This window comes from Stenotrophomonas sp. 01N47 (assembly GCF_056399165.1).
This window is the reverse complement of sequence record NZ_JBFTQU010000003.1, coordinates 65,780-90,387: the sequence shown is the minus strand read 5'-3', so window position 1 is coordinate 90,387 and position 24,608 is coordinate 65,780. Positions and strand designations below refer to the sequence as shown.

The window sequence follows — 24,608 nt, the reverse complement described above, 5'->3', positions numbered from 1 at the left end:
TACAATGCGCGCATGCCCGGCACGCTCAAGACCGTCTTTCTCTCCCTGCTCGCGCTGATCGGCGCGCTGCTCGCGCTGGCCCTTGTCAGCAGTGCCGCGGGCTGGCTGCCATCGCTGCTGCGCATGACGCCGGGAAGTGAGGCCCAGCTCGGCTGGGACCTGGCATTCACCGTGCTGGGTGGCATCGCCGCCGTTGCCTTCGCCACCTATTACGCGCCGTGCTGGCCACGCGCGCATGGCACCTCGATCTGGTCACTGCTGGTGCTCGGCACGGGCTATGGCCTGTGGGTGATGGGCGGCGACTTCCCGCACTGGTTCGTCATCGGCCTGCTGGTTTCGCTGCCGGTGCAGTTGCTGCTGGGCTGGTGGTTCGGCCGCCGCGCATCGCGCGATCGGCGCTGAGCGGATACCGGTAGTGCCGGCCGCTGGCCGGCAACCTCGATGATCCTGCAGYTGCCGGCCAGCGGCCGGCACTACCGCTGCAGCGTCGGCAGCGTCTGCTTCAACGCGTCGATACCCTGCCACGGATCCGCTTTCAATCGCTTCACCCGTGCCAACGCCTTGTCCATCGGAAACGCATCGGCAGCACTCACCCGCGCCAGCTCCTCCCAGCGCAGTGGCACCGCCACGCCCGCGCTATCCCGCGCACGCAGCGACCACGAACACACGCTGGTCGCACCGCGTGTATTGCGCAGCCAGTCGATGAAGATCACGCCGCTGCGCTTGGCCTTGCTCATCGTCGCCACGTAGCGGTCCGGCGCCTGTTCGGCCATCGCCTGCGCGAAGGCTTCGCAAAACGCTTTCGCGTCCTCCCAGTCGGCCGCAGGTTGCAGTGGTACCACCACATGCACGCCCTTGCCACCGGACAACCGCACGAAGCTCTGCAGCCCGGTCTCCTGCAGTCGATCGCGCACATCGCGCGCGCCGCGCTTGACGTCGGCCCAGCTCACGCCCTCACCCGGATCAAGATCGAACACCAGCCGGTCGGGATGCTCGGGGTCGGCCACCGTCGCCCCCCAGGGATGCAGCTCCAGGGTGTTCATCTGCACCAATTGCAGCAGCCCGCGTTCGTCATCGATATAGACGTAGTCCTCGCGCCCGCTCTTCTGCTGCAGCGGCACTGCATGCACGGCGTCGCCCAGGCCCTGGCCGTGGTGCTTCTGGAAGAAACAGGCCTTGCCGACGCCGTCGGGACAGCGCAGCAGCGACAGCGGCCGTCCACTGATTTCCGGCAGGATCCAGCGTGCCATCTGCCGGTAGTAGTCGGCGACATCACCCTTGCTGAGCTTCTTCTTCGCAAACACCACGCGCTGGGGATGGGTGATGGCAACGTCGTCGCCGTCATCGGCCGGTGTTGCACTCATCGCCAGGTCCTCCTTCTTCTTGTCACTGCGCAGCCGCTTGAAGCTGGCCTGGCGCAGCAACCCTTCCTTGCCCCAGCCGCGGAACGCGACCTCGGCCACCGTTACCGGCTTGACCCAGCGCACGCTGGCCGCACGGAACGGCACGTGCGCCGGCAGCTCCAGCACCGCCTCCTTCACCGCCAGCGGCGCGAGCGTGGCCGCCAGCGCGCGCAGCCCCTCATCGTCGAAGCCAGTACCGACGCGGCCGACATAGCGCAGGCCGCCCTTGTCCGGCGTGGCCAGCAGCAGCGAACCGAATCCCACCCGCGAGCCTTTGGGTGCGGTGTGGCCGATGATCAGGAATTCATCGGTGTCCTCGTGCTTCACTTTCACCCAGCTGCGTGCGCGGGTGTTCACGTAAGGCGCATCGACCTGCTTGCTGACGATACCTTCGAAACCCGCCTTGCCGCTGGCCTCGAACACGGCAGGGCCATGGTCGATGACGTGCTCGCTGAAGGCGAGCGTGCCAACTGCATCGCCGATCAGTTCCTTCAGCAGTGCCTTGCGTTGCAGCAGCGGCGCGCGGCTGATGTCGACCCCGGCCACGCCCGGCAGATCGAACACGATGAAGCGCAGCGGTTGTTTCGAACTACCGTCGATCACCCGCTGCAGCGCGGCGAAGTCGCTGCGGCCGTTGTCGTCCAGCACCACCAGTTCTCCATCCAGGCGCGCATCGCGCACCGGCAGCGCCTGTACGGCCTGCACCACGTCGGGAAAGTCAGCCGTCCAGTCCAGGCCATTGCGCGAGCGCAGCGTCACCTCACCTTCGTGCAGATCGGCCAGCAACCGGTAACCATCCCACTTGATCTCATGCAGCCAACGCTCGCCATCGGGCGCGGTGTCGCGGTGATCGGTGAGCTGTGGCTTGAACTGGTGCGGGTAGCTTTTGTCGCGTGCCCCGTCCAGCTGCAGCGCGCGCGCATGCCAGCGTGCATCGGCCTTGCGTGGGTGTGCGGCACGTGGCGCTGGAGCCGTCTTCTTCGCTGAAACCCGGGACCTCTTCGCGGATGTTCGCGCTGGCGTGTCCAGCAGATCGTCCGCCTCCGCATCCCGTGCCTGCGCGTCATCGCGCTTGATCAGCAGCCACTGCACCTGGCGGCCCTTCATCGCCGTGCGTACCAGTTTCCAGCCACCGGCCAGGCGCTGCCCGTGCAGCACGAAGTCGATCTTGCCCGCAGCCAGTGCTTGCAGCGGATCACCTTCGCAGGCCCAGCTGCCGTGGTCGAACACATCGACGTGACCGGCGCCGTAGTGTCCTTCCGGAATGTCACCTTCGAAGCCGGCATAGGAAAGAGGGTGGTCTTCCACCTCCACCGCCAGGCGCTTCTCACCCACCCGCAGCGACGGCCCTTTCGGCACCGCCCAGCTCTTCAGCACGCCATCCATTTCCAGGCGGAAATCGTAGTGGCGGCTGCTGGCGTGGTGCAGTTGAACCACGAAGATCGGCCGTCGCTTCGGGTTCCCCTGTGCGGGCGCTTCATCCGGCTCGGGGGTCTGCCCGCTGCCTCCGCCCAGCCGACGCTTGCGCCGGTACTGATGCAACGACATGGCTCAACCTGCCTTGCGTCGCGCGGCGGTTTTCTTTGCAGCCTTCTTCGGAGGGGCTTTTTTTGCCGGTGCCTTCTTCGCCGCTGTCTTCTTGGCCGGTGCTTTGCGCTCTGCTGCCTTCTTGGCCGGCGTGCGCTTGTTGGCATCCAGGCTCTTCTGCAGCAATGCCATGAAGTCCACCACGTTGGTGCTGGCGTCCTCGCGCGGTGCCGGCTCGTCCTCCACCTTGGTGGTGCCACCCTTGGACTTGATGCGCTTGTTCAGCACCTGCTGCAGGCGCTCGCGGAATTCGTCGTGGTACTGCGAGGGATCCCAGTCGCCGGCCATCGACTCGATCAGCTGCTCGGCCATCGCCGTTTCCTTGCTGGTGATGCGGTAGTCAGCGAGCTTTCCACTGGGCAGCTTGTAGTCGTCAGGCTCGACCAGTTCCTGTGGATAACGCAGGATCATCAGCACCAGTGCGTCGTCGTTGGGCATCACCGCGCACAGGTACTCGCGCGTGCGCACCACCACCCGTGCGATACCGACCTTGCCGGTGCTGCGCAGTGTTTCCCGCAGCAGCACGTAGCCTTTCTCGGCTTTTTTACCCGGCACCAGCAGATAGGGTTTTTCGTAGTAGCGTGGATCGATCTGCGTGGCGTCGACGAAGGTCTCCACCTCCACCGTTTCATGGCTCTCCGGGGCCGCCGAACGGATATCGTCTTCCTCCAGCACGACATAGCTGCCCTTGTCGTACTCGTAGGCTTTGACGATGTCCTTCCATGGCACTTCCTCGCCGGTGTCGGCGTTGACCCGTTCGAAGCGGATCGGTTTGCGATCGCGCGAATCGAGCATGCGGAAGTGCAGGTCGACCTTGCGCTCGCCGGACATCAGCGAGACCGGTACGTTGAGCAGGCCGAACGAAAGCGTACCGGTCCAGATCGGGCGGGCCATGATGCGCACCTGTGTTTCAGCAGGGGTAGCCAGCTTCAGCCGGCTACCGTGAAACAACCGTGTCGGCTACGTGCAGACCATGCGGTAGTGCCGGCCGCTGGCCGGCAGCTCCTTGAATCCAGGCGATGCCTGCCAGCGACCGGCACTACTGCAGCAGCGGCCTCACCGCAGCGGCGGGGATATGGTCCAGCGCGCGCCAGGCATCTTCCACCACCGGCTGCGCCTGTGCCCAGTTCAGGCGCGACTGTCCGCGCATCTGGTCCCAGTGCTCGGCCAGTTCGCCACTCGTATCGGCCTCACCGCCACGCGGCCAGTCAGCGGCATGGGTGGTCAACGCGAAGGCGTACACCGGGCACAGATCGCGCCAGTTGCGATGCCCCTGCCCGCGGCGTTCCTCGTAGTCGCTCAGCATGTACTGCAGGTAATCCTGCGCCACCGCCTGCGGATCCTCCAGGCGGCGCGTGCGGCGCTGCGTGCTGCGCTGGCCAAGGGGATCCAGCAGGGCGTTGAACACGGACGGGGCGGGGCGTTCAAGACGGGGCATGGCCGGCTCCTGCAGCAGGGCGGGTGGGCAGGAATACGCGCGCCGCCGTTATCCAGTCGTGACAAAGATGTTCATGACGCCAGGTTCGCAGTGGCTTTACTTCGTCCGCGCTCTAGTGGAGGCCTACCGGAGGAACGCCCCATGACCACCACCCGTGACCCCCTGCGTGAGAACCACACCCCCGAGCCGGGCGAGCAGCGCGGCAAACACGATCTGGCCGACGCCGAGGACCGTGGCGCCGGCATGTCGACACCGGACGAAGGCGTACTGCCCGTCGTGCGCCGGCCTGAACAGGCCGCCCAGGACCGCAAGGACTGCGGTGACCGCAATCGCGGTGGCCAGGAAAGTCCGCTGAAGCGGCGCGAGCGCAAGCAGCACGCCAGCGACAACCAGGACGAGGCGCTGGAAGAGACCTTCCCGGCCAGCGATCCAACCTCGCCGTTCGTACCCGCCAAGGCCCCGGATTGATCGCGATGCCGGCCAAGGCCGCCGATCGATGGATTGATGGGTAGTGCCGGCCGCTGGCCGGCAACCTCCTGACGTCCTGCACGGAGCGATGCCGGCCAACGGCCGGCGCTACCGCTTCAGCGCCATGACCACTGCAGGCCCACGCTGGCGCGGCGGTCCGGCCCCGGTTCGAAGAACCGGCCGTTGCCGTCGTTGACGATCACCGAGCCGATGTAGCGCTGGTCCAGCACGTTGTCGATACGTGCGAATGCACGCAGGTCACCCGCCTGCAGCGTCCAGCGGCGACCGGCGTCCAGGTTCAGCAGCGCGTATCCCGGTGCGCGCTCGGTTGCGATGTCATTCACCACCACATCGCTGCTGGCGGCAGCTTCCAGCGCCCACTGCCAGTCCCCCGGCGACCACTGCAGGCGGGCATGCGCCTGCTGCCGGGGCACGCCGGGCAGGCGGCTGCCAGCGGCAACCACGGTGTCGGGCACTGCGCAGTTGCTGGCCGCACAGGCCAGATAGGGCGAACGCACCTGCGCCTGCAGCCAGGTCCAGGCCAGCTGCAGCTCCAGCTGCTCGGCCAACGGCTGCCGGTACTGCAGCTCCACACCCTGGCGGCGGGTACGGCCGATGTTGCGGTACGTGCTGCGACCATTGGTGCTGCTGGCAACGGCCAGTTCATCGTCAGTATCTGCACGGAACAGGCTCACATCGAGCTGTCTTCCATCCTGCGCGTGCCACTTGCTGCCCACTTCCAGGCTGCGGCTGCGGGCGGCCGCCAGATCCAGCGCCAGCCCGGCCTGGCCGTCGGCGCGGTAGCCCAGCTCGTTGAACGTCGGGGTTTCAAAACCACGTCCGATCGCCGCGTGCAGGCGCCACTGCGGGCTTGCCTCGAAGCTGACACCCGCCACTGGCGTGGTGGCCTGGTAGCGACGGCGACCACTGTCGTCCGGATTGCGCCCGACGATGTAGCGATCATCCGATTCGAAGCGCACCGCGCTGTGGCGCACCCCGGCCAGCAGCGACCAGCGCGGACTCCATCGCCACCACGCCTGGGCGAACTGGTCCACGTTCTGCACGATGTCGATCTGGTCGCGACGCAGGCGGCCGCGTACCCCCACGATGGTGCCGACGAAGTTCTCGTAGCCGGTGCGGTGCTGGCGCTGGCGATCGGCATTCACGCCCACCACCAGATCCAGCGGTCGCCCCCACAGATCGCCGTTCCAGCCCCAGCGCGCGTCCAGCCCGCCGTAGCCGCCATCCAGGTCGATCACGCCACCGGCGTGCAATGGGTTGGCCTGCGGTCCCGGCGGAATCGGCAGGTACTGGGTCACCGCGCGCTGCCCGGCATAGCCCATCAGCTGCCAGCGCTGCGCACCGGCTTCCCGGGTCCAGCGCAGGCCTGCCTGCTGCTGGCGCACCGATTTGCGGGTGTTGTACTGCTCAGCCACCGCCGTGGCCTGGCGCGGATCGGCCGCCACCTGCGCGCGGGTCAGGCCCAGCGGGTCCTGCGCGTTGGGCGCATGCAGCGCGTTGAGCAGCAGTTCCAGGCGGCCGCCAGCGAGCTCGGTGCCCAACCGCGCGTTCAACGATTCGCGGCGCGCACGGCTGTGGTCACGCCAACCGTCGGTACTGAAATGGTTGGCGGCCACGTTGTAATCGATGCCCTTGCCTGCCCCACGCAGCTGCGCGCCGACGCTGAGCGTGTTGTTGGCACCGGCATTCACCCGCAGCCGCCACGGGTCACCGGCCTGGCCCTGCGCGCTCCACACCTGCAGCACGCCCCCGGACGAGTTGCCGTACAGCGCCGAGAACGGCCCACGCAGCACCTCGATGCGCTCGGCACCGAGCAGGCTGGCGTGCGACAGCTGGCCCTGGCCGTCGGGCATGGTCGCCGGCACCCCATCAATCAGCACCCGCACCCCGCGCACGCCAAAGGTCGAACGGGCGCCGAAGCCACGGATCGACAGCTGGGTGTCCTGCGCGAAGTTCTGCCGGTCGCGGGCCAGCAGGCCCGGCACCCCGCCCAGCGCCTCGGACAGCTGCGTGTTGGGGCCGGTACGGTCGGCATCGATCCACACCGTATCCAGGCTGGCGGGCAGGGCGAAGGGATCCACGCCCGGCACCCGCGCGGCCTGCACCTGCACCGCCGGCAGTGAGGTGGGCGAGGGCGCGGCCGCCACCGAAAAAGGCGACAGCAGCAGGGCGGACAGCGGCAGGCAATGACGTCGTGCGGCGGAATTCATGATTCAGGTTGATGGATCGGGCGGCAACGCACGCCATGGTACGGGCAGGCGGATGACGATGGCGGCGGCCAGCCCCGGCAGGCTTTGTTACGATGGGCTGTTTCCGGCCGAAAAGCCGCAAGCCGCGTGGCGCAATTCCTCCCCCTTTCCGTCTACCGAACGAGTACCGCCGTGTCCTTCTTTGCAAACGTGGAACTGGTCCCAGGCGACCCGATCCTGGGCCTGACCGAGGCGTACAACGCCGACAGCCGCCCGACCAAGGTCAACCTGGGTGTGGGCATCTACTACGACGAGAGCGGCCGCATTCCGCTGCTGCGCGCCGTCAAGCAGATCGAGCAGCAGCTCGCCAACGAAGCCAAACCGCGCGGCTACCTGCCGATCGATGGCCTGCCGGCGTACACCCAGGCTACCCGTGAGCTGGTGTTCGGAAAAGATTCGCCGCTGCTGGCTGCCGGCCGCGTCACCACCGCGCAGACCGTCGGTGGCAGCGGTGCGCTGCGCGTCGGCGCCGACGTGCTGAAGAAGCTGCTGCCGCACGCCACCGTCGCGCTGAGCAACCCGAGCTGGGAAAACCACCGCGCCGTGTTCAGCGCCGCTGGTTTCGAGGTGGTCGATTACACCTACTTCGACCCGGCCACCCATGGCGTCAACTTCGACGGCCTGCTGGCCGACCTGGGCAAGCTGGAAGCGGGCACCGTGGTGCTGCTGCACGCCTGCTGCCACAACCCCACCGGCGCCGACCTCACCGTCAGCCAGTGGAAGCAGGTCGCGCAGCTGCTGAAGGACCGCCAGCTGTTCCCCTTCATCGACATGGCCTACCAGGGCTTCGACAAGGGCATCGAGCAGGACGGCGCCGCGGTGCGCATCATCGCCGAGGCCGGCATCGACAGCTTCATCGTCACCAACTCGTACTCCAAGTCGTTCTCGCTGTATGGCGAGCGCGTGGGTGCGCTGTCGATGGTGGCGCCGACCGCCGCTGACGCCAAGGCCGTGCAGTCGCAGGTCAAGCGCGTGATCCGCACGATCTACTCCAGCCCGTCCACGCACGGTGCTGCACTGGTTGCCGGCGTGCTGACCAACCCGGAACTGCGCGCGATGTGGGAGCAGGAACTGACCGAGATGCGCGAGCGCATCCACGCCCTGCGCCAGGGCCTGGTCGAGAAGCTGGCCGCCGCCGGTGCCCCGCAGTTCGGTTTCATCAACGAGCAGGCCGGCATGTTCTCGTACTCCGGCCTGAGCCGCGAACAGGTCGAGCGCCTGCGCGACGAGTTCGGCATCTACGCCGTCGGCACCGGCCGCATCTGCGTGGCCGCGCTGAACCAGAACAACCTGGAATACGTTGCCAAAGCCGTGGCCACCGTCGCCAAGAGCTGATCGACCGCTCCAGCAAGCTGTGGAAACAAAGGCGCCGAAAGGCGCCTTTGTTTTTGCTCCTGCCTTGTCTCGCCCTCCCGCGCGCCTCGACGAAGGGAAGGCGCCACGACCGCAATGCCTCTGGAAACGATTACGCCTACCCCCGCTCACCCACGCGCAAGTCAGACCAGCGACAATAGGCGTTTTCCCGTTGCCGAGACCTGCCCGCCCATGTCCCGTACCTCGTTGACCCGCTTCCTGATCCAGCAGCAGCACGCCGGTCGCATCAACGCCGACCTGCGCCAGCTGATCGCGGTCGTCGCCCGCGCCTGCACCAGCATCTCCATCGCCGTCAGCAAGGGCGCCCTCGGTGGCGTGCTCGGCGACGCCGGTACCGGCAACGTGCAGGGCGAAGCGCAGAAGAAGCTGGATGTCATCAGCAACGAGATCCTGCTGGAAGCCAACGCCTGGGGCGGTCACCTCGCCGCCTGCGCATCGGAGGAGATGGACCACAGCCAGCCGGTGCCGGACATCTACCCGCGTGGCGATTTCCTGCTGCTGTTCGATCCCCTCGATGGCAGCTCCAACATCGACGTCAACGTCTCCGTCGGCACCATCTTCTCGGTGCTGCGTTGCCCGACCAACGTCGAACTGCCGGGCGATGACGCCTTCCTGCAGCCGGGCAGCAAGCAGATCGCCGCCGGCTACTGCATCTACGGGCCCAGCACGCAGCTGGTGCTGACCGTCGGCCACGGTACCCACGCCTTCACCCTCGACCGCGAAACCGGCGAGTTCCTGCTGACCACCGAGAACATGCAGATCCCGGCGGCCACCCAGGAGTTCGCCATCAACATGTCCAACCAGCGGCACTGGGAAGCGCCGATGCAGGCCTACGTGGAAGATCTGCTGGCCGGCAAGGAAGGCCCGCGCGGCAAGAACTTCAACATGCGCTGGATCGCCAGCATGGTCGCCGACGTGCATCGCATCCTGACCCGCGGCGGCATCTTCATCTACCCGTGGGACAAGAAGGAGCCGGGCAAGGCCGGCAAGCTGCGCCTGATGTACGAAGCCAACCCGATGGGCCTGCTGGTGGAGCAGGCGGGCGGCGCTGCCTGGACCGGTCGCGAGCGCATCATCGATGTGCAACCCGACCAGCTGCACCAGCGCGTGCCGGTATTCCTCGGTTCGCGCGAAGAGGTCGCCGAGGCCGTGCGTTATCACCAGGAGCATGACGCGAAGAGCGTCTGACAGCGGCCATCCCTACAGCGGTCATGGCAGATTGATGACATGACCGCAGGGTGACAGCAGCAGCTGCAAACGGCACCATCAAGCCCTTGCCGTCGAAGGAATGCACGCATGCACGAGCCGGGCCCTGTCGATTTCATCGAGGTCATCCACAACGCCGTCCCCAGCGACGTGTGCGCTGCGATCGTCGCGCGCATGCGTGCAAGCCAGGGCCTGAAACCCGGCGCGGTGGGCAGCGGTGTGTTCCCGGAACTCAAGCACAGCAAGGATCTGCGGATCAGCGGTGTGGACGGCTGGCAGGATGTGGACCAGCAGCTGCAACAGGCGGTATTTGCGGGTCTGCAGACTTATCTACGCCGTTATCCACAGGCGTTGATCGCGCCGTTGATGTTGCAGATCCAGGACAGCAACGGCCAGCCGCGACGCCTGTCGGCCGAGGATTTCCCCGACATGGCGCCGGAGCAGCTGGCGGATCTGGCGCGCACCTGCCTGCGCCCGGGCGCAATCAACCTCCAATGGTACGCGGCGGGCGAGGGCGGCTACCCGTACTGGCACTGCGAGCTGTACCCCAAGGACGCGCAGGCCGAGACGCTGCACCGGCATGTGCTGTGGACGCTGTACCTCAACGACGACTTCGAAGAAGGCGAAACCGAGTTCCTGTTCCAGGGGAGGAAGATCGCCCCGCGCACCGGCAGCCTGCTGATCGCGCCGACTGCATTCACCCATACCCATCGCGGCAACCGGCCGCAGGGCGGCGACAAGTTCATCGCCACCAGCTGGATCCTGTTCCAGAGCGCGCAGAAGTTGTTTGGAGGGTAAGGGTCGCGCGTGCTGCTAACGCTCGCTTGCTCGGCGCTACCGCGGGCGGCGGCGATAGAGAATCGCGCCCGCCATGGTACCGAACACGGCCACACCCAGGCCGACGAACTCTTGTTCTCCAAGCGCCTCACCCGACATCAGCGTGCCGGCCGTCAGCAGCAGAACGTTCAACGGAAGCATCCACAGGAACGCGATGCCGAGCCAGTAGATGATCTTCACGCCATGCGCTTATGGGTCCGGAAAAATGGACTTGAACCAGTAGGCGGAGCTGTTCCGCATCCACGATGCTGAACTCTCCTCTCTCCAGTCCCCGTAGCTGGCGCTTGTCTGTTTCATAGCGTGCAGTGGTTGCTGGGTACAGATTGATGACGCTCAGCTATCTGGCGGGTCCAAAGGATCCCCAGAGATCGTCGTTTCCTCCTTGCCAGGCACTGAGCTTCTCGACAGGGATTTCCTTCAGTTGACAGGTGAACTGGAGATAGAAGGAACGGTCTTCTTTTCGATAGCTGTTCCACCCAACAGCCGTCACTTTGACTTCGATCTGACTATCGCCCTTGTGCGGCTGATGTAGTTCGACGTCCGCTGAATCGGACAGCCAGTAGTCTCCCTTGTGCGCGAAGCCCGCGCCGCCACTTGTCAAGCGCGCATCCACCACCTCCGGCGTCCCTTTCGACGAAGGCGCGTATCGCTTCAGGCTGCCCGTGATCTTGATGTACTGCTGGGAATCGATCACGCCCGGCGACTCCGAGAAGAGGCGCAGCAGGAGGAGGGTGTCCGTGCCCTTGCGCACCCTCTGACCTGTATTCGCCATCCACAGTCGCTGTTCGAACTCGTCCAGGCCAGCCGGCATGTCAGTTACGATCGTGGCCTGCGGAACGACGATGCATTCGTGGATGTCGCGGGCCTGCGCCTGCAGGGCCACAAGGCAGAGCATGAGAGCGCTGGCCGGAAGGCAGCAAGTACGTTTCATCGTGTAGAAACTGCTGATCTGAGTTCAGTCATGCAAGCGATTGGAGGGGTGTGCCTGATCGAAGGGTGATGCGTCCGGATCATGCGCTCCCGTCCATGCATCAAGATGCTGCAGCGACAGCGGCAAGGCTCTCAAACGCTCTGACACCGTCGTCGGTGCGTCGCACTCTCCCGGCCATTGCAGTGGGCTTGTGGCGCGGAACGTTGCGTCGATCTGGATCTCGATGCCGAAATCTCCGGTGGAGACCACGGTGATCTGCCCTGCGACGGGTACTCCGTAGCAGCCGGTCTTTCCGGCGAATGCGCTGGAACCGCTGCTATGGAACATCCGTACTCGATCGCCTGCGGCAGCGAATCGGTCTCCTGCCTTCGCATCAGCAGGGAGCTGGATCGTGAGCTTGCTGAATGTGGAATGGTCGATCCGCCACGAAGACCGGAATCGTCTAAGCCCGACCACACGATTGTTGCCGGCAACGATCTGGTGACAGGAAAAGAGCAGCTGGCGGGGCTCCACTCCGAGGCAGGCGAGGTCACGCATGGCAGCGTCTTCAACCACAAACGCACGGGCAGCTTCCGCATCGGCGTTGCAGGCAAACAGAAACGCACCACAGCCCAGGGCAGGTAGACGCTTCATGGACAAATCGATTCGTCGCCATGCGGACCGAATCGCGCCATCGCCGATCGTAGGTAACCCATCTGCTCCCTTCCCTGGTTTGCAGGCCCTCCGGCCAAGTGCAGATTGTTGCCGGTAGATCGCACAGCGGTCCAGTGCTCTAGAACAGCGAACCCTGCGGCGTATCCACCTTCGGCGGCAACGGCTTCTCGAACCGGCTGCAATCCAGCTTCGGCCAATGGCTGTTCTGCGCGTTGAAGCCCAGCCGCTTGCGCGCCAGCTTGAAGCGGTTGTTCAACAGATCTGCGTAAACACCCTGGCCGCGCATGCGCGTGCCGAACTGACTGTCGTAATCCTTGCCGCCGCGCAGCTGCTGGATGGTGCTCATCACATGCGCGGCGCGATCGGGATGATGGGTTTCGAGCCAGTCGCGGAACAGCGGTGCCACTTCCAGCGGCAGGCGCAGCAGCACGTAGCCTGCAGTGCTGGCGCCGGCGTCGTGCGCGGCTTCCAGCACGGCTTCCAGTTCGCTGTCGTTGATCCACGGAATCACCGGCGCAACCATCACGCCCACCGGAATGCCCGCCTCGTGTAGGCGCTTCATCGCACGCAGCCGCGCATGGGGTGCCGAGGCGCGCGGCTCCAGCTTCGCCGACAGATGCGGATCCAGCGATGTCACCGAGAAATGCACGCTGACCAGGTTCTCCGCCGCCAGTGGTGAGAGCAGATCGATGTCGCGCTCGACCAGCGCATTCTTGGTGATCAGCGAGAACGGATGCTTCGTCTCCAGCATCACTTCGATCAGCTGGCGGGTCAGCTTGAACTTGCGTTCAATCGGCTGGTACGCGTCGGTGTTGATGCCCAGCGCGATCGGTTGCGGCACGTAGCCCGGCTTCGACAGTTCCTTGCGCAGCAGCTGTGGCGCGTTGGTCTTGGCAAACAGCTTGGTCTCGAAGTCCAGGCCAGGCGACAGGTTCAGATAGGCATGCGAGGGGCGGGCGAAGCAATAGGAGCAGCCATGCTCGCAGCCGCGATACGGATTCACCGATTGGCTGAAGCCGACGTCCGGGGAGCTGTTGCGGCTGATGATGCTGCGGGCGGTCTCCGCGCGTACTTCGGTGCGCAGGCGCGGGGCGAGGAACTCCTCGCTGTCGTCCACTGCCCAGCCGTCGTCCACCGCTTCGCTGACGGTGCTTTCAAAACGCCCCGCGAGATGGGACGTGGAACCCCGGCCCTTGATGGCGGCCTGGGTGTTGCGAGGGGGGTGCTGCATATTGCCCTCCGGCCGTTACGGGCTATTAGTATTATTGCTAACCACAGGCAGCGCAAGCGGCCAGGATTCACGTAGCTGTAGGCGCGCAGGCGCATGGGGCGACACGTTGACCCCAGACTTGTCCACAGGGTCGTCTGGCTTGGGCCCGGGCGCGCGCCATCGCCGCGGCAGGCCAGCATGGGCCACGGGTGTCTCAGCAACTGCGATGGGAAGATCGGCTACAGGGGCGCTTGCCAGGCCGAAACACGGGACCTGCCGCACGTCTTCGGGCTTCAATCTGCCGGGGAAGTCCCATGCACTCCTACAGCAGTGCCAGGTAGCCCTTCACCGTGGCATCCAGGCCGTCGTACAGCGCCTCGCCGATCAGCGCGTGGCCGATCGACACCTCCAGCACCTCCGGCACGGCCGCCAGGAAGTCACGCAGGTTGTCCTGCGACAGATCGTGCCCTGCATTCACACCGAGGCCGACGGCCTGTGCACGGCGCGCGGCGGTGGCGAACAGTTCCAGCATGGCGCGGGCGTCGCCGGCAGCATGGGCCTCGGCGTAGGGGCCGGTGTACAGCTCGACGCGGTCGGCGCCGACATCGGCGGCGTGCTCCAGCAGCGGGTTGCCGGCATCCACGAACAGGCTCACCCGGCATCCCATCGCTTTCAGCTCGGCCACCAGCGGGCGCAACCGCTGCGCATCGCGTTCGAAGTCGAAGCCATGGTCGGAGGTGATCTGGCCATCGCCATCGGGAACCAGCGTGGCCTGCGCCGGGCGCGTCTGCGCGCACAGCGGCAGCAACCCGGGGTAGCCCTCACGCGGCGGCGCGAACGGGTTGCCTTCGATGTTGAACTCCACACCACGGGCACGGGTCAGCGCCGACAGCGCCAGCACGTCCTCGGCGGTGATGTGGCGGCGGTCGGGCCGCGGGTGCACGGTAATGCCATGCGCGCCGGCATCCAGGCAGGCCTGGGCGGCACGCACCACGTCCGGTTCGGCACCGCCACGCGAATTGCGCAGGACGGCGATCTTGTTGACGTTGACGCTGAGCTGGGTCATGGAACGGGACTACGGGGAGTGAGAGGGAGGGTCGCTGCCGTCGGCCGGAGCAACCTTGGCCTGCTCGCGCAGACGCCTGAGTTCATCGCTGTCCACCAGTGTCGCCGGATCACGCTGAAGGTCGCCGAAGCGTGCCGCGTATCGACCGCGCACCCATGCCAGCAGGAAGGCGAGGGTGCCCAGCAGGGCCAGTGACATCAGGCCCATGTTCGGTGTTTTCAGCGCAAAGGCGAAGCAGCCCAGCGCCAGCAGCAGGTACAGCCAGTACATTGTCAGTCTCCCCGGGCCACCGCCGCAGTGTAGCGCTGCCTCACAGCAGCGGCGAGGCCAATCGCGCGAAGGCTTCGGGCAACCGGTGCAGCCACAGCGAGCGTCCTGCCTGGTCGTGTACGCGGGTGGCACGCTCGAATTCGGACTGCAGCAACGTAGACAGTTCCGCCACCCGGCCACGGTCGCTGATCATCATCGACAGCTCGAAATTCAGGCGGAAGCTGCGGTGATCAAAGTTGGCGCTGCCGACGATGCAGACATCGTCGTCGGCGATGAACGCCTTGGTATGCAGCATGCGCGGGCCGTACTCGTAGATCTTCACTCCCGCATGCAGCAGTTCGTCGAAATAGGAACGTGCGGCCTGGGTCACGAACCAGGAGTCGCTCATCTTCGGCACCAGCATGCGCACGTCCAGGCCACCGAGTGCGGCCGAGGTCAGCGCCATCCGCGCCGCCTCGCCGGGTACGAAGTAGGGGGTGACCAGCCAGACCCGCTCACGTGCTTCCTGGATGGCCGCCACATGAAGGCGATGGATGGTCTCCCATCCCGAATCCGGGCCGGACACCAGCACCTGCGCGTTGATCGCGCCGTCGCCGCGCAGGGGCATGTCGCTGGGCCACAGCCGGGCGATATCGAACCGCGAGTGGTCCTGGCCGCTGGCGTACAGCCAGTCCTCGGCGAACACCAGCTGCAGGCTGCGCACCACGTGCCCGCGCAGGCGCATGTGTAGATCGCGGTAGGCATTAGGGTTGCGGCTTTCGTCTTCGTCGTCGGTGATGTTGATGCCGCCGGTGAACGCCAGCCGGCCATCGACGATCACCAGCTTGCGGTGCGTTCGCAGGTTCAACCAGGGTCGCTTGAATGGTTTCAACAGCTGCCGCGGATGGAACCAGATCACCTCCGCTCCCACATCCAGCAAAGGCTGCAGGAAGCGCTGGCGCACGGCCGAAGAACCTACCGCGTCCAGCAGCAGCCGCACCTGCACGCCGCCGCTGGCCCGTTCCACCAACGCATCCCGCAACGCGGTGCCGGCGTGGTCGGGATTGAAGATGTAGTACTCCAGATGTACATGGTCCTGCGCCTGCGCCACCGCTTCCAGCAGCGCGGCATAGGTGGCCGCGCCATCGACCAGCCAGGTCACTTCGGTGGCCGTGCTTGGCGCCAGCCCGGTGGTCGCCTGCGCGATCTTGGCCAGTTCGGTGCAGTCGGCATCGGGCGGGCAGACATCGCTGTAGTGCTCCATGCCCGAGCGCGCGCGACCGCGCCGCAGCCGTTGCCGCTTCACCTTCTGTGGGCCCAGCAGGTAGTAGATGAAGAGGCCGAGGTAGGGCAGCAGCGCCAGCGACAGGATCCAGCTCAGCGTGGCCACCGGCTCGCGCTTCTGCAGCATGATCCAGCCCGTCAACGCCAGCAGATACAGCAGATAGGCCACGGCCAGGATCGTTCCCAGGTGGGCGATGCCATCAAGCCAATGGCGCACGGAATCGAAGAGGGCGAGCATCCGCAGATCATAGCGGGGACAGGCACCGGCCAGAGGCATTCATTGCCAACGGCATTGCCAGGAAGATGCATGCACGCACAAAAAAGACGCCCCTGTTTCCAGGGGCGTCTGCAGTCGCGTCATGACTGATGTATTGCGGTGTAGCGATTTACTGCTGCACGAAGCCGATCTTCTTCATCTGAGCATTCTTCGCGGCGGCCAGAACCTTGGCCATCACGTCGTACTCCGAATCCGGGCTTGCATCGATCCGCAGTTCCGGCTGGTTGGTCGGGTCACGCTGGACCTCCTGCTCCATCCGCTGCTGCAGCTCGCTTGCGTTGATCGGGCTGTTGTTCCACGAGACCTGGTTGCTGGCGTCGATCTTCAACTCGATCGGCGGCGGCGGTTCGACCAGCTGCGGCGGTGGGTTGAGCACGCGCTGCGGCAGGTCCACGGCGATCGGGTACGTCATGATCGGCGCGGTGACGATGAAGATGATCAGCAGCACCAGCATCACGTCCACGAGGGGCGTGACGTTGATGTCTGCCATGGGGCCTTTGCCACCACCACTACTGAATGCCATGGCTTATTGCCCCTTCTCTTTGGTCGCCACGAAGCCGACGTCCAGCATGCCCTGTTCCTGCGCGATCTTGGTCATCTCGTTGATGACGCGCATCTTGGTGGTGCGATCACCACGCAGGTTCAACGGCGGCTGCGGGGTCTGCTGGGCGGCGGTCGCCAAGCGCGACTCGAGAGTCTGCTTGTTGATCTCTTCGTCGTTCCAGTAGATCGAACCGTCTTCCTTGACTGCCAGGGTGATGGGACCCTTGCGGTCGTTGGTGTCGTCCGGCTTCTGGACCAGGTTGGCCTCCGGCAGATCCACCTTGACCTTGTGGGACATCAGCGGCGCCGTGATGATGAAGATGATCAGCAGCACCAGCATCACGTCCACGAGGGGCGTAACGTTGATGTCGGCCATGGGGCCGCCGCTGTTACCACTACTGAAAGCCATAACGGGCTCCGTCTAGATCTTGGTGACTACGTTCTCGCTGGGTACAGCGCGTCGCAATTAGCGGACGCGCGAACCGGTGGCGAAGAAGTCGTGCAGGTCGTGCGCGAAGGTATCGAACTTGCTGATGGTCGCGCTGTTGATCTTGCTGAAGAAGTTGAAGGCGAACACGGCCGGGATCGCGACGAACAGACCGATGGCGGTCATGATCAGTGCTTCACCCACCGGGCCGGCAACGGCGTCGATCGAAGCGGAGCCGGTGGCACCGATCTTGATCAGCGCGCCGTAGATGCCCCACACGGTACCCAGCAGACCGACGAACGGAGCGGTTGCACCGACGGTGGCCAGCAGGGTCATGCCGGACTGCAGCTTGTTGCTTTCGCGGGTCACGGCCTGGCGCAGAGCGCGGTCGACGAACTCCGAACGGCTCAGGTTCTCACCCACGCCGCCGACAGCGCCGCCTTCAGCACGCTGGTGGTGCGCAGCAGCCTGTGCAGCGTCCAGTGCGATCTTCGAGAACGGCTCGGAAGCCGGCTGCTCTTCCATTGCACGGATGGCGTCCTGCGCGTTCGGGGTATCCCAGAACAGGCTGACGACGCGATCAGCGGCGCTCTTCAGGCGGGTAGCACGGAAGATGTTGATGACAGTCCAGTACCAGGACATGGCGGACATGACGACCAGGGTCAGCAGCACGACCCAGGAAACCGCGAAATCACCCGGCTTGGTGGTCATTTCGTGGATCAGATGCTCGAAGCCCATCTGCGACAGGGCGTTGGACGGATTGCCCCCGGCAGCAGCGGCGATGAAAATTTCCTGCAGCATGACGCTTACCTTTGTTGTGTGTGGTGATAAAGGGTGTAGCTAAGCTAAACAATCGAACTGGAGGCGAGGGTGGCCAGGCGGCCACCCGGGCGCATCAGTTCAGCGCAAAGTTGACCGGGACGCGGACGCGGCCAGCAGCCTTCTTACCGCCAGCTTCGGCGGCGTTGAAACGCCACTTGCGGGCAGCTTCCATCGCAGCACGGTCCAGATCGCGGTTACGGCTGGACTTTTCCACCGTGACATTGGTGACGTTGCCCTGGGCATCGACATCAATGATCAGGATCACTTCGCCCTGGATACCAGCGCGGAAGGCGGCCGGCGGATAGCGCGGCGGATTCATGGCCTTCGACGAGATGTCCACGCTGGCCTCGATCGAGGTCGGCGGTGCCGGCGGCGACGGCGGCGACGGCGGGGTGACGATATCGTTCGCGCGCGGTTCCGGCACGTCGACGACCGGCGCCTGCGGCGGCGGCGGGACGGGCGACGGCTTCGGCGGCGACAGATTCTTCACCGGCGGCGGCGGGGTGTCCTGCGGCGGCGGCGGCGGCGGCGGTGGCGGCGGCGGCGGCGGTGCGTCGACGATGGTCACCATGACGTTGCGCTCCTTCTCCGTCACGGCCTTGGGAGCCACGGCGGGAATCAGGAGCATCATGAAGGCCGCCAGATGCAGGGCGATTACAAACGCGATACCGACGATGCGAGGCCAGCTCAGCCCCGAGTCATCGGGTTGTTCGTACCGGTGAACGACTAGTTGTTCCGTCATGCGCCAAGAGCTCAATAGTGGGGCCGGAATCCCGGGGGCGGGATCCCTGATCAGCGGTGCATGACACCGCAGGAACCTCCAAGCTTATACCAATCCTGAGCGCTTGCGCATCAACTGGGCAGGCGTTCAGGCGTTATTCCTACTTACTTCAGGTTGATGATTTTCTTGGCATCAGCCTGGTTCTTCACGCCCTTCGCCAGCGCCTGCTGGGCGGCCTGCTTGGCCTCCGGGACACGACCTTCACTGTGCAAAACACGTGCCAGATTCAGGTAGGTCTCACCGTCCTTGGAGAGCGGGGCGGCCTTCTGCCACGCGTCGATCGCCTGCGGCACCTGGTCGGAGTAGTAGTAGGACTGGGCCAGCGCCAGGTAGACCTGGTAATCCGGCTTCAGGATGCCCTTCTGCAACCCCTCGTTGATGACCGCGATGACGTCCTTTTCCTTGTTCTCGGTGTTGGCATAGATCGAGTACAGCTGCTTGTACTCGCGCTCTTCGGTGAGCTGGCCGCTGCTGCGCAGCTTGTCCATCACCGCGGCGGCCTTCGGCATCTGATCGGCCTGCATGTACATGTTGGCCAGGTTCAGCTGCGCTTTCTTGTCATTCGGGTTCTTGGCCGCCAGTGCTTCGGCGGCCTGCACGGCCTCACCGGTCTGGCCTGCTTCGGACAGCGCGGCCATCAGCAGCTGGTTCCAGTTGTCCTTCGGCTCGGCAGCGCCGGCGATGGCCTGCTTCAGCACCGGGATCGCTTCCTGGTAGCGCTCCAGCTGGTAAAGCGCCTGGCCCTTGATGATCAGCTCTTCCGGCTTGGTCGACTTGCTCTCGGCGAAGTACTTGTCCAGGGTCGCCAGGCCTTCAGCGGTCTTGTCTTCCTGGATCTGCAGCTGGCCCAGCATCAGCATCGACTGGAAGTGGCCGTTGTTGTCCAGGCCGTTGAACTGCAGCACCTGCTTCAGGTAAGCAATGGCGGCTGCGGTGTCGTCAGTCTGGTAGGCGGCCTGGGAGGCGAGCTGCGCGGCCAGCGACTTGTCGTACTCGTTGGCGCCCTCGGCGGCCAGGATCTCGTCGGCCAGCGTGCGGGTCTCCGGGAACTTTTCCTTGTTGTAGCTGTCAATCATCTTCTGCAGCTTGCTGCCCAGCTTGGCCGACGACTTCGCTGCCGGTTCCTGGCGGGTCGCGTTCGGGAACAGCACTTCGGCCTTGGCCTGCTTGCCGCCGCGGTTGCCACGCTCGGACGAACGCGAGGACTGCGCGAACGCGTCAGTGACCACGGCGCCGGTCAGGGCAGTGGCGATGAGGACGGAAAGCACAGCTTTGTGGTTACGGAAAATCATCGTTCACCTCGATCGAACCGCCGGTAGCGGCAAAGTCGGACTGTCAGAAAAATCTGAGCCGCCAAACGTATCAGAAACAGATGGCGTGAGAAATCGTTTTATGTGCTGCAATACAGCATGAATCTGCGCACTCAGCCACACTTTGGCCGGCGTCCGGCCGCCTGCGCCTGCTGATAGACGGGGCCCAGCGCCGGCACATCACGCTGCAACTCCCTGATCCGATTGGCTGGATCGGGATGGGTGGACAACCATTGCGGGCTGCGGCCGCCACTGGCGGCCATCATGTTCTGCCACAGATCGACGGCCTGGGCGGGGTTGAATCCGGCCTCGGCCATCAACCGCTGACCGATCACGTCAGCCTCGCTCTCCTGGGTGCGTGAGCCGGGCAACAGGAACGCGGTCTGCGCCCCCATCCCGCCCAGCTGGTTGACCGTGCTGGCCGCACCCTCTCCGCCATAGGCGCCGGCCAGCGCCCCGAGCACCGCCAATCCGGTCTGCGCGCCCATCTGCCGGGTGATGCGTTCTTCATGGTGGCGAGCGATCACGTGGCCGATTTCATGGCCGATCACCGCCGCCAGCTGATCCTGGTTCTTTGCGACGCTGAAGATGCCGGTGTTGACCCCGACCTTGCCGCCGGGCAGGGCGAAAGCGTTCGGTTCCTTGTCGACGAACACCGCCGTCTCCCACCGTACGCCACGGTACTGAGGCGGCAGCTGTGCGACGAGCGCGTTGACCACGCATTGCACGTAGCCGTTCTGGCGGCCGTCGCTGCTGATCTTCTCTTTCTGCTTGGTTTCAGCGAATGCCTGCGCACCCAGCTGGTCCAGCTGTGCCTGCGACACACCGCCCACCATCTGCCGACGGCCGGTGGGCGAGGTGGTGGTCGCGCAGGCGCTGACCAGAGTGGTGATGACGATGGCCAACAGCAGTAGTTTCATGGACCCACCCCCGTGTTCAGAAGCCCAGTGTCTAACGGGCCTGCTTAATCTTTCGTCAAGCGGACAGCGCCTTACGTTGCCCCGAAAAACACCAGGGCCGCAAGCGCCACGGCATTGTTCAGTGCATGTGCGGCGATGGCCGCCCACAAGGTGCCGGTGCGGCGGTACAGCCAGCAGAATGCAGCACCCATGCCGCCATAGACCAGCCAGAGCTGGGCGATCTCGGCCGGGCCATTGGCGCTGGTACCGGGAATTTCATGGATGAGCGCGAACGCCAGGCTGCTCAGTATCATGCCCAGCCACGGCCGGCCGGCCTGCCACAGGCGGCCGAACAGAACCCGGCGGAACAGCAGTTCCTCGTAGGCAGGTGCCAGTACCACGGCGAACAACGTCAGGAACAGCGGAAAACGGGCAACCGCGTTCTGCATCAGTTCGAGATTCGTCGGCACCGGCTCGATGCCCATCTGCTTGGCCACGAAGGCGATACCGTTACTGCCGATCACGATCGCGCTGGCCACCAGCAGGGTCCAACCCCAGGTGGAGGGGCGACGGAGCGCGTCGCGCGAACGCTGGCGTTCCGCGGCGTTGGCCGGTCGGCGCCAGAAATACACCAGCAGTGCTGCGCCGCCGGTAGCGACCAATGCCATCAGGATCTGCCCAAGAGCACCGGGCTGGCCGAGCTGCTGGGTGACCGCTGCCGGGTCAGGCGTGCCACCGCCGGATTTGCCGCTGGCGTATCCCACAACGATGCCGCGGTAGAGCCCCCAGATCAGGCCACTGACCAGGCTCAACCCGAACAGGGTGACGGCGGCGATTCCCAGATCGATGAAGAAGCCCGCCAGCGGCGAGGAGGCGCGGGGCGTGACAGTAGCCGGTGGAACCGGCGGCGGAGCGGAAACCGGGGCGGAAGCGGACATCGATTACCTGTGATCAAGGGACAAAAGCCGGCGCGCCTCCCCGCGCGCCGGCCACCATCCGATTGTGTCAGATATCCAGGTTGGCGACCTTCAGCGCGTTGTCTTCGATGAAGTCACGACGCGGTTCGACCACATCACCCATCAGGGTGCTGAAGATCTGGTCAGCGGCGACCGCATCTTCGATGCGCACCTGAAGCAGGCGACGGGTATCGGGATTCACGGTGGTATCCCACAGCTGTTCCGGATTCATTTCACCCAGACCCTTGAATCGCTGGATCTGACGGCCGCGCTTGGCTTCGTCCAGCAGCCAGTTGCGGGCCTGCGCAAACGATTCGACCTCGATCGACTTGGCGCCACGGGTGATGACCGCGCCTTCGCGGACCAGACCGTGCAACAGCTGCGCTGCCTGGTGGATGCCGCGCAGTTCGCCGCTTTCCAGCGCGGACAGCGGCAGCACCTGGATGTGCTGTTCGCCCATGTGGCTGCGCGTGACCAGCACTGCAGCCGGACGCTGCTCGTTGGGTTCCTGCAGTTCCAGGGTGAAACGGGCGCTGCCGAGGTTGCCCTGGTTAAGGTGCTTGGCCAGCGCGTCCAGGCCTTCGCCAGGACCTGCATTGCGCAGGTTTTCCAGTTCCAATGGCATGAAGTCGACCAGCGCTTCGAGCAGGTTGCGATCGTAACGGTGGGTATTGCGGTTGATCGTATCCTGCGCGGCAGCGTAGGCGAGCAGCAGCTTTTCCAGCGCCACGCCATCGATCGGCGGCTCGCCGCCGGCCGGCACCAGCCCAGCGTTCTCCACCGCGCTGCTGGCCAGATAGCTGTCCAGCGCCGGGTCGTCCTTCAGGTACAGCTCCTGCTTGCCCTGCTTGATCTTGTACAGCGGCGGCAGGCCGATATAGACATAACCGCGCTCGATCAGCTCCGGCATCTGACGGTAGAAGAACGTCAGCAGCAGGGTACGGATGTGCGCGCCGTCGACGTCGGCGTCGGTCATGATGATGATCTTGTGGTAACGCAGCTTGTCCGGGTTGTACTCGTCGCGACCGATGCCGGTGCCCAGCGCGGTGATCAGCGTACCCACCTGGTCGGACGCCAGCATGCGGTCGAAGCGTGCACGTTCCACGTTGAGGATCTTGCCGCGCAGCGGCAGCACCGCCTGGTTCTTGCGGTTGCGGCCCTGCTTGGCCGAACCACCTGCCGAGTCACCCTCGACGATGAACAGTTCGGACAGCGCCGGATCCTTTTCCTGGCAGTCGGCCAGCTTGCCCGGCAGGCCGGCGATATCCAGCGCACCCTTGCGGCGGGTCAGGTCACGCGCCTTGCGCGCGGCTTCGCGGGCACGGGCAGCGTCGACGATCTTGCCGGCGATGGCCTTGGCTTCGTTCGGGTTTTCCTGCAGGAACTCTTCCAGGCGCTGGCCGAATGCGCTTTCCACGGCCGGGCGCACATCCGAGCTGACCAGCTTTTCCTTGGTCTGGCTGGAGAAGCTCGGGTCCGGCACCTTGACCGACAGCACCGCGATCATGCCTTCGCGCATGTCATCGCCGGTCAGGTTGATCTTGGCCTGCTTGGCGATGCCGTTCTGCTCGATGTAATTGTTGAGCACGCGGGTCAACGCGCCACGGAAGCCGGCCAGGTGGGTACCGCCGTCCTTCTGCGGAATGTTGTTGGTGAAGCAGTACATCGTCTCCTGGTAGGAGTCGGTCCACTGCAACGCCACTTCCACGGTGATGCCGTTGGATTCGCCGGTTACCGAGATCACGTTCGGATGCAACGGCGTCTTCAACTGCGCCAGATGCTCCACGAAGCTGCGGATGCCGCCCTCGTAATGGAAGTCGTCGCGGCGGCCATCACCACGCTCGTCCACCAGCACGATCTTGACGCCGGAATTGAGGAAGGACAATTCGCGCAGGCGACGGGCCAGGATGTCGTAGTGGAATTCCACGTTGTCGTGGAAAGCCTTTACCGACGGCCAGAAGCGCAGGGTGGTACCGCGCTTGGTGCTGGGGCCGACCTGCTTGAGCGGGTGCAGCGCTGCGCCGTCTGCGTATTCCTGCTGGTAGTGGAAACCGCCCTGGTAGATATCCAGGACCAGCTTCTGCGACAGCGCGTTGACCACGCTGACACCCACTCCGTGCAGGCCGCCGGAAACCTTGTAGCTGTTGTCGTCGAACTTGCCGCCTGCGTGCAGGACCGTCATCACGACTTCGGCAGCAGACACGTCGCGGTCGAGCTTCTTGCTCATCTGCTCGTGCTTGCCCGTCGGAATGCCGCGACCGTTGTCGGACACTCCAACCGAGCCGTCGGCATGGATCGTCACCGACACGTGGTCAGCATGGCCAGCGAGGGCTTCGTCGATCGAGTTGTCGACGACCTCGAACACCATGTGATGCAGGCCGGTGCCGTCATGGACGTCGCCGATGTACATGCCTGGGCGCTTGCGGACAGCCTCCAGGCCTTCCAGGGCCGTAATGCTGTTGGCGTCGTAGTTGCCGTTGTTTGCCGGGGTGTTCTGTTCGTCGGTCATTGCGCTTGCCGTAGGCTCCGCAGGTCGGACACCGCTTTTAGCGATGTGCCGAGAATGAAGGGATAGCAGCCTGAATTATACCAGCCGGGGCTGAGCGGCCTTGCCGT

The 24,608-nt window shown here is 65.1% G+C and carries 24 protein-coding genes; 5 read left to right on the top strand and 19 right to left on the bottom strand.

The features are described 5' to 3' along the window. Positions 1 to 12 precede the first annotated feature (12 nt). A complete protein-coding gene (locus AC1DKR_RS06645; protein ID WP_394197176.1) occupies positions 13 to 402 on the top strand; it encodes a hypothetical protein in 390 nt (129 codons plus the stop codon). Positions 403 to 473: 71 nt separating this feature from the next. Here the strand turns inward: AC1DKR_RS06645 and ligD are convergent, their stop codons facing one another. From ligD to AC1DKR_RS06630, 3 genes are all read right to left on the bottom strand, one after another. Beyond that, positions 474 to 2,951, bottom strand: a complete 2,478-nt coding sequence (ligD, locus tag AC1DKR_RS06640; protein ID WP_478031901.1) for a DNA ligase D — start codon at positions 2,949 to 2,951, stop codon at positions 474 to 476. Between the two features lie 3 nt (positions 2,952 to 2,954). Further along, positions 2,955 to 3,884: a non-homologous end joining protein Ku gene (gene ku, locus AC1DKR_RS06635; RefSeq protein ID WP_312786830.1), complete on the bottom strand. Its 930-nt coding sequence runs from the start codon at positions 3,882 to 3,884 to the stop codon at positions 2,955 to 2,957. Positions 3,885 to 4,029: 145 nt separating this feature from the next. Continuing rightward, positions 4,030 to 4,428 carry a hypothetical protein gene (locus tag AC1DKR_RS06630; protein ID WP_025875521.1) on the bottom strand — a complete coding sequence of 133 codons (399 nt, stop codon included), beginning with the start codon at positions 4,426 to 4,428 and terminating at the stop codon, positions 4,030 to 4,032. Between the two features lie 141 nt (positions 4,429 to 4,569). Between AC1DKR_RS06630 and AC1DKR_RS06625 the strand changes: the two genes are divergently transcribed. Continuing rightward, positions 4,570 to 4,896, top strand: coding sequence for a hypothetical protein (locus AC1DKR_RS06625; RefSeq protein WP_025875523.1), 327 nt, complete (start codon positions 4,570 to 4,572; stop codon positions 4,894 to 4,896). Positions 4,897 to 5,012: 116 nt separating this feature from the next. Here AC1DKR_RS06625 and AC1DKR_RS06620 read toward each other — a convergent pair whose 3' ends face one another. After that, positions 5,013 to 7,127 (bottom strand): TonB-dependent receptor family protein, encoded by a 2,115-nt coding sequence (locus tag AC1DKR_RS06620; protein WP_478031899.1) that lies wholly within the window; start codon positions 7,125 to 7,127, stop codon positions 5,013 to 5,015. Between the two features lie 171 nt (positions 7,128 to 7,298). On the opposite strand from AC1DKR_RS06620, the gene AC1DKR_RS06615 reads away from it, so the two are divergent. The 3 genes from AC1DKR_RS06615 to AC1DKR_RS06605 all read left to right on the top strand — a co-directional run bounded on the left by AC1DKR_RS06615 (position 7,299) and on the right by AC1DKR_RS06605 (position 10,544). Further along, complete coding sequence (locus AC1DKR_RS06615) at positions 7,299 to 8,501, top strand: amino acid aminotransferase (RefSeq protein ID WP_478031897.1); 1,203 nt, start codon at positions 7,299 to 7,301, stop codon at positions 8,499 to 8,501. Positions 8,502 to 8,711: 210 nt separating this feature from the next. Further along, complete coding sequence (locus AC1DKR_RS06610) at positions 8,712 to 9,728, top strand: class 1 fructose-bisphosphatase (RefSeq protein WP_478031894.1); 1,017 nt, start codon at positions 8,712 to 8,714, stop codon at positions 9,726 to 9,728. Positions 9,729 to 9,836: 108 nt separating this feature from the next. Beyond that, entirely contained in the window at positions 9,837 to 10,544 is a 708-nt protein-coding gene (locus tag AC1DKR_RS06605; RefSeq protein WP_025875531.1) for a 2OG-Fe(II) oxygenase, read from the top strand. Between the two features lie 36 nt (positions 10,545 to 10,580). Here the strand turns inward: AC1DKR_RS06605 and AC1DKR_RS06600 are convergent, their stop codons facing one another. The 15 genes from AC1DKR_RS06600 to gyrB all read right to left on the bottom strand — a co-directional run bounded on the left by AC1DKR_RS06600 (position 10,581) and on the right by gyrB (position 24,501). After that, positions 10,581 to 10,763, bottom strand: coding sequence for a hypothetical protein (locus AC1DKR_RS06600; RefSeq protein WP_478031891.1), 183 nt, complete (start codon positions 10,761 to 10,763; stop codon positions 10,581 to 10,583). Positions 10,764 to 10,920: 157 nt separating this feature from the next. After that, the gene (locus AC1DKR_RS06595) at positions 10,921 to 11,514 is read right to left on the bottom strand and encodes a hypothetical protein (RefSeq protein ID WP_394197773.1); all 594 of its coding nucleotides are present in this window, start codon (positions 11,512 to 11,514) and stop codon (positions 10,921 to 10,923) included. Positions 11,515 to 11,538: 24 nt separating this feature from the next. Next, on the bottom strand, positions 11,539 to 12,147 hold the full coding sequence (locus AC1DKR_RS06590; RefSeq protein ID WP_133119372.1) for a hypothetical protein: 609 nt from the start codon (positions 12,145 to 12,147) through the stop codon (positions 11,539 to 11,541). A 139-nt stretch (positions 12,148 to 12,286) separates the two neighbouring features. Next, entirely contained in the window at positions 12,287 to 13,399 is a 1,113-nt protein-coding gene (locus AC1DKR_RS06585; protein WP_478031888.1) for a PA0069 family radical SAM protein, read from the bottom strand. A gap of 301 nt (positions 13,400 to 13,700) precedes the next feature. Then, on the bottom strand, positions 13,701 to 14,444 hold the full coding sequence (locus AC1DKR_RS06580; RefSeq protein ID WP_478031886.1) for a pyridoxine 5'-phosphate synthase: 744 nt from the start codon (positions 14,442 to 14,444) through the stop codon (positions 13,701 to 13,703). 9 nt (positions 14,445 to 14,453) lie between these two features. Next, positions 14,454 to 14,714 carry a membrane protein gene (locus AC1DKR_RS06575; protein ID WP_025875543.1) on the bottom strand — a complete coding sequence of 87 codons (261 nt, stop codon included), beginning with the start codon at positions 14,712 to 14,714 and terminating at the stop codon, positions 14,454 to 14,456. Positions 14,715 to 14,754: 40 nt separating this feature from the next. After that, a complete protein-coding gene (gene cls / locus AC1DKR_RS06570) occupies positions 14,755 to 16,215 on the bottom strand; it encodes a cardiolipin synthase (RefSeq protein WP_312786749.1) in 1,461 nt (486 codons plus the stop codon). A gap of 148 nt (positions 16,216 to 16,363) precedes the next feature. Beyond that, on the bottom strand, positions 16,364 to 16,777 hold the full coding sequence (locus tag AC1DKR_RS06565) for an ExbD/TolR family protein (RefSeq protein ID WP_004132666.1): 414 nt from the start codon (positions 16,775 to 16,777) through the stop codon (positions 16,364 to 16,366). A gap of 3 nt (positions 16,778 to 16,780) precedes the next feature. Then, the gene (locus AC1DKR_RS06560) at positions 16,781 to 17,206 is read right to left on the bottom strand and encodes an ExbD/TolR family protein (protein ID WP_012509603.1); all 426 of its coding nucleotides are present in this window, start codon (positions 17,204 to 17,206) and stop codon (positions 16,781 to 16,783) included. 57 nt (positions 17,207 to 17,263) lie between these two features. Further along, entirely contained in the window at positions 17,264 to 18,025 is a 762-nt protein-coding gene (gene exbB / locus AC1DKR_RS06555) for a TonB-system energizer ExbB (RefSeq protein ID WP_025875552.1), read from the bottom strand. A gap of 94 nt (positions 18,026 to 18,119) precedes the next feature. Beyond that, positions 18,120 to 18,788, bottom strand: a complete 669-nt coding sequence (locus AC1DKR_RS06550; protein ID WP_089241905.1) for an energy transducer TonB — start codon at positions 18,786 to 18,788, stop codon at positions 18,120 to 18,122. A gap of 143 nt (positions 18,789 to 18,931) precedes the next feature. Next, entirely contained in the window at positions 18,932 to 20,119 is a 1,188-nt protein-coding gene (locus tag AC1DKR_RS06545; RefSeq protein ID WP_312786561.1) for a tetratricopeptide repeat protein, read from the bottom strand. Positions 20,120 to 20,250: 131 nt separating this feature from the next. Continuing rightward, entirely contained in the window at positions 20,251 to 21,057 is an 807-nt protein-coding gene (locus AC1DKR_RS06540; RefSeq protein WP_478031879.1) for a M48 family metallopeptidase, read from the bottom strand. Between the two features lie 71 nt (positions 21,058 to 21,128). Next, positions 21,129 to 21,974, bottom strand: coding sequence for a CPBP family intramembrane glutamic endopeptidase (locus AC1DKR_RS06535; RefSeq protein WP_428704854.1), 846 nt, complete (start codon positions 21,972 to 21,974; stop codon positions 21,129 to 21,131). Positions 21,975 to 22,041: 67 nt separating this feature from the next. Beyond that, positions 22,042 to 24,501, bottom strand: a complete 2,460-nt coding sequence (gene gyrB, locus AC1DKR_RS06530) for a DNA topoisomerase (ATP-hydrolyzing) subunit B (RefSeq protein WP_478031876.1) — start codon at positions 24,499 to 24,501, stop codon at positions 22,042 to 22,044. Positions 24,502 to 24,608 lie beyond the last annotated feature (107 nt).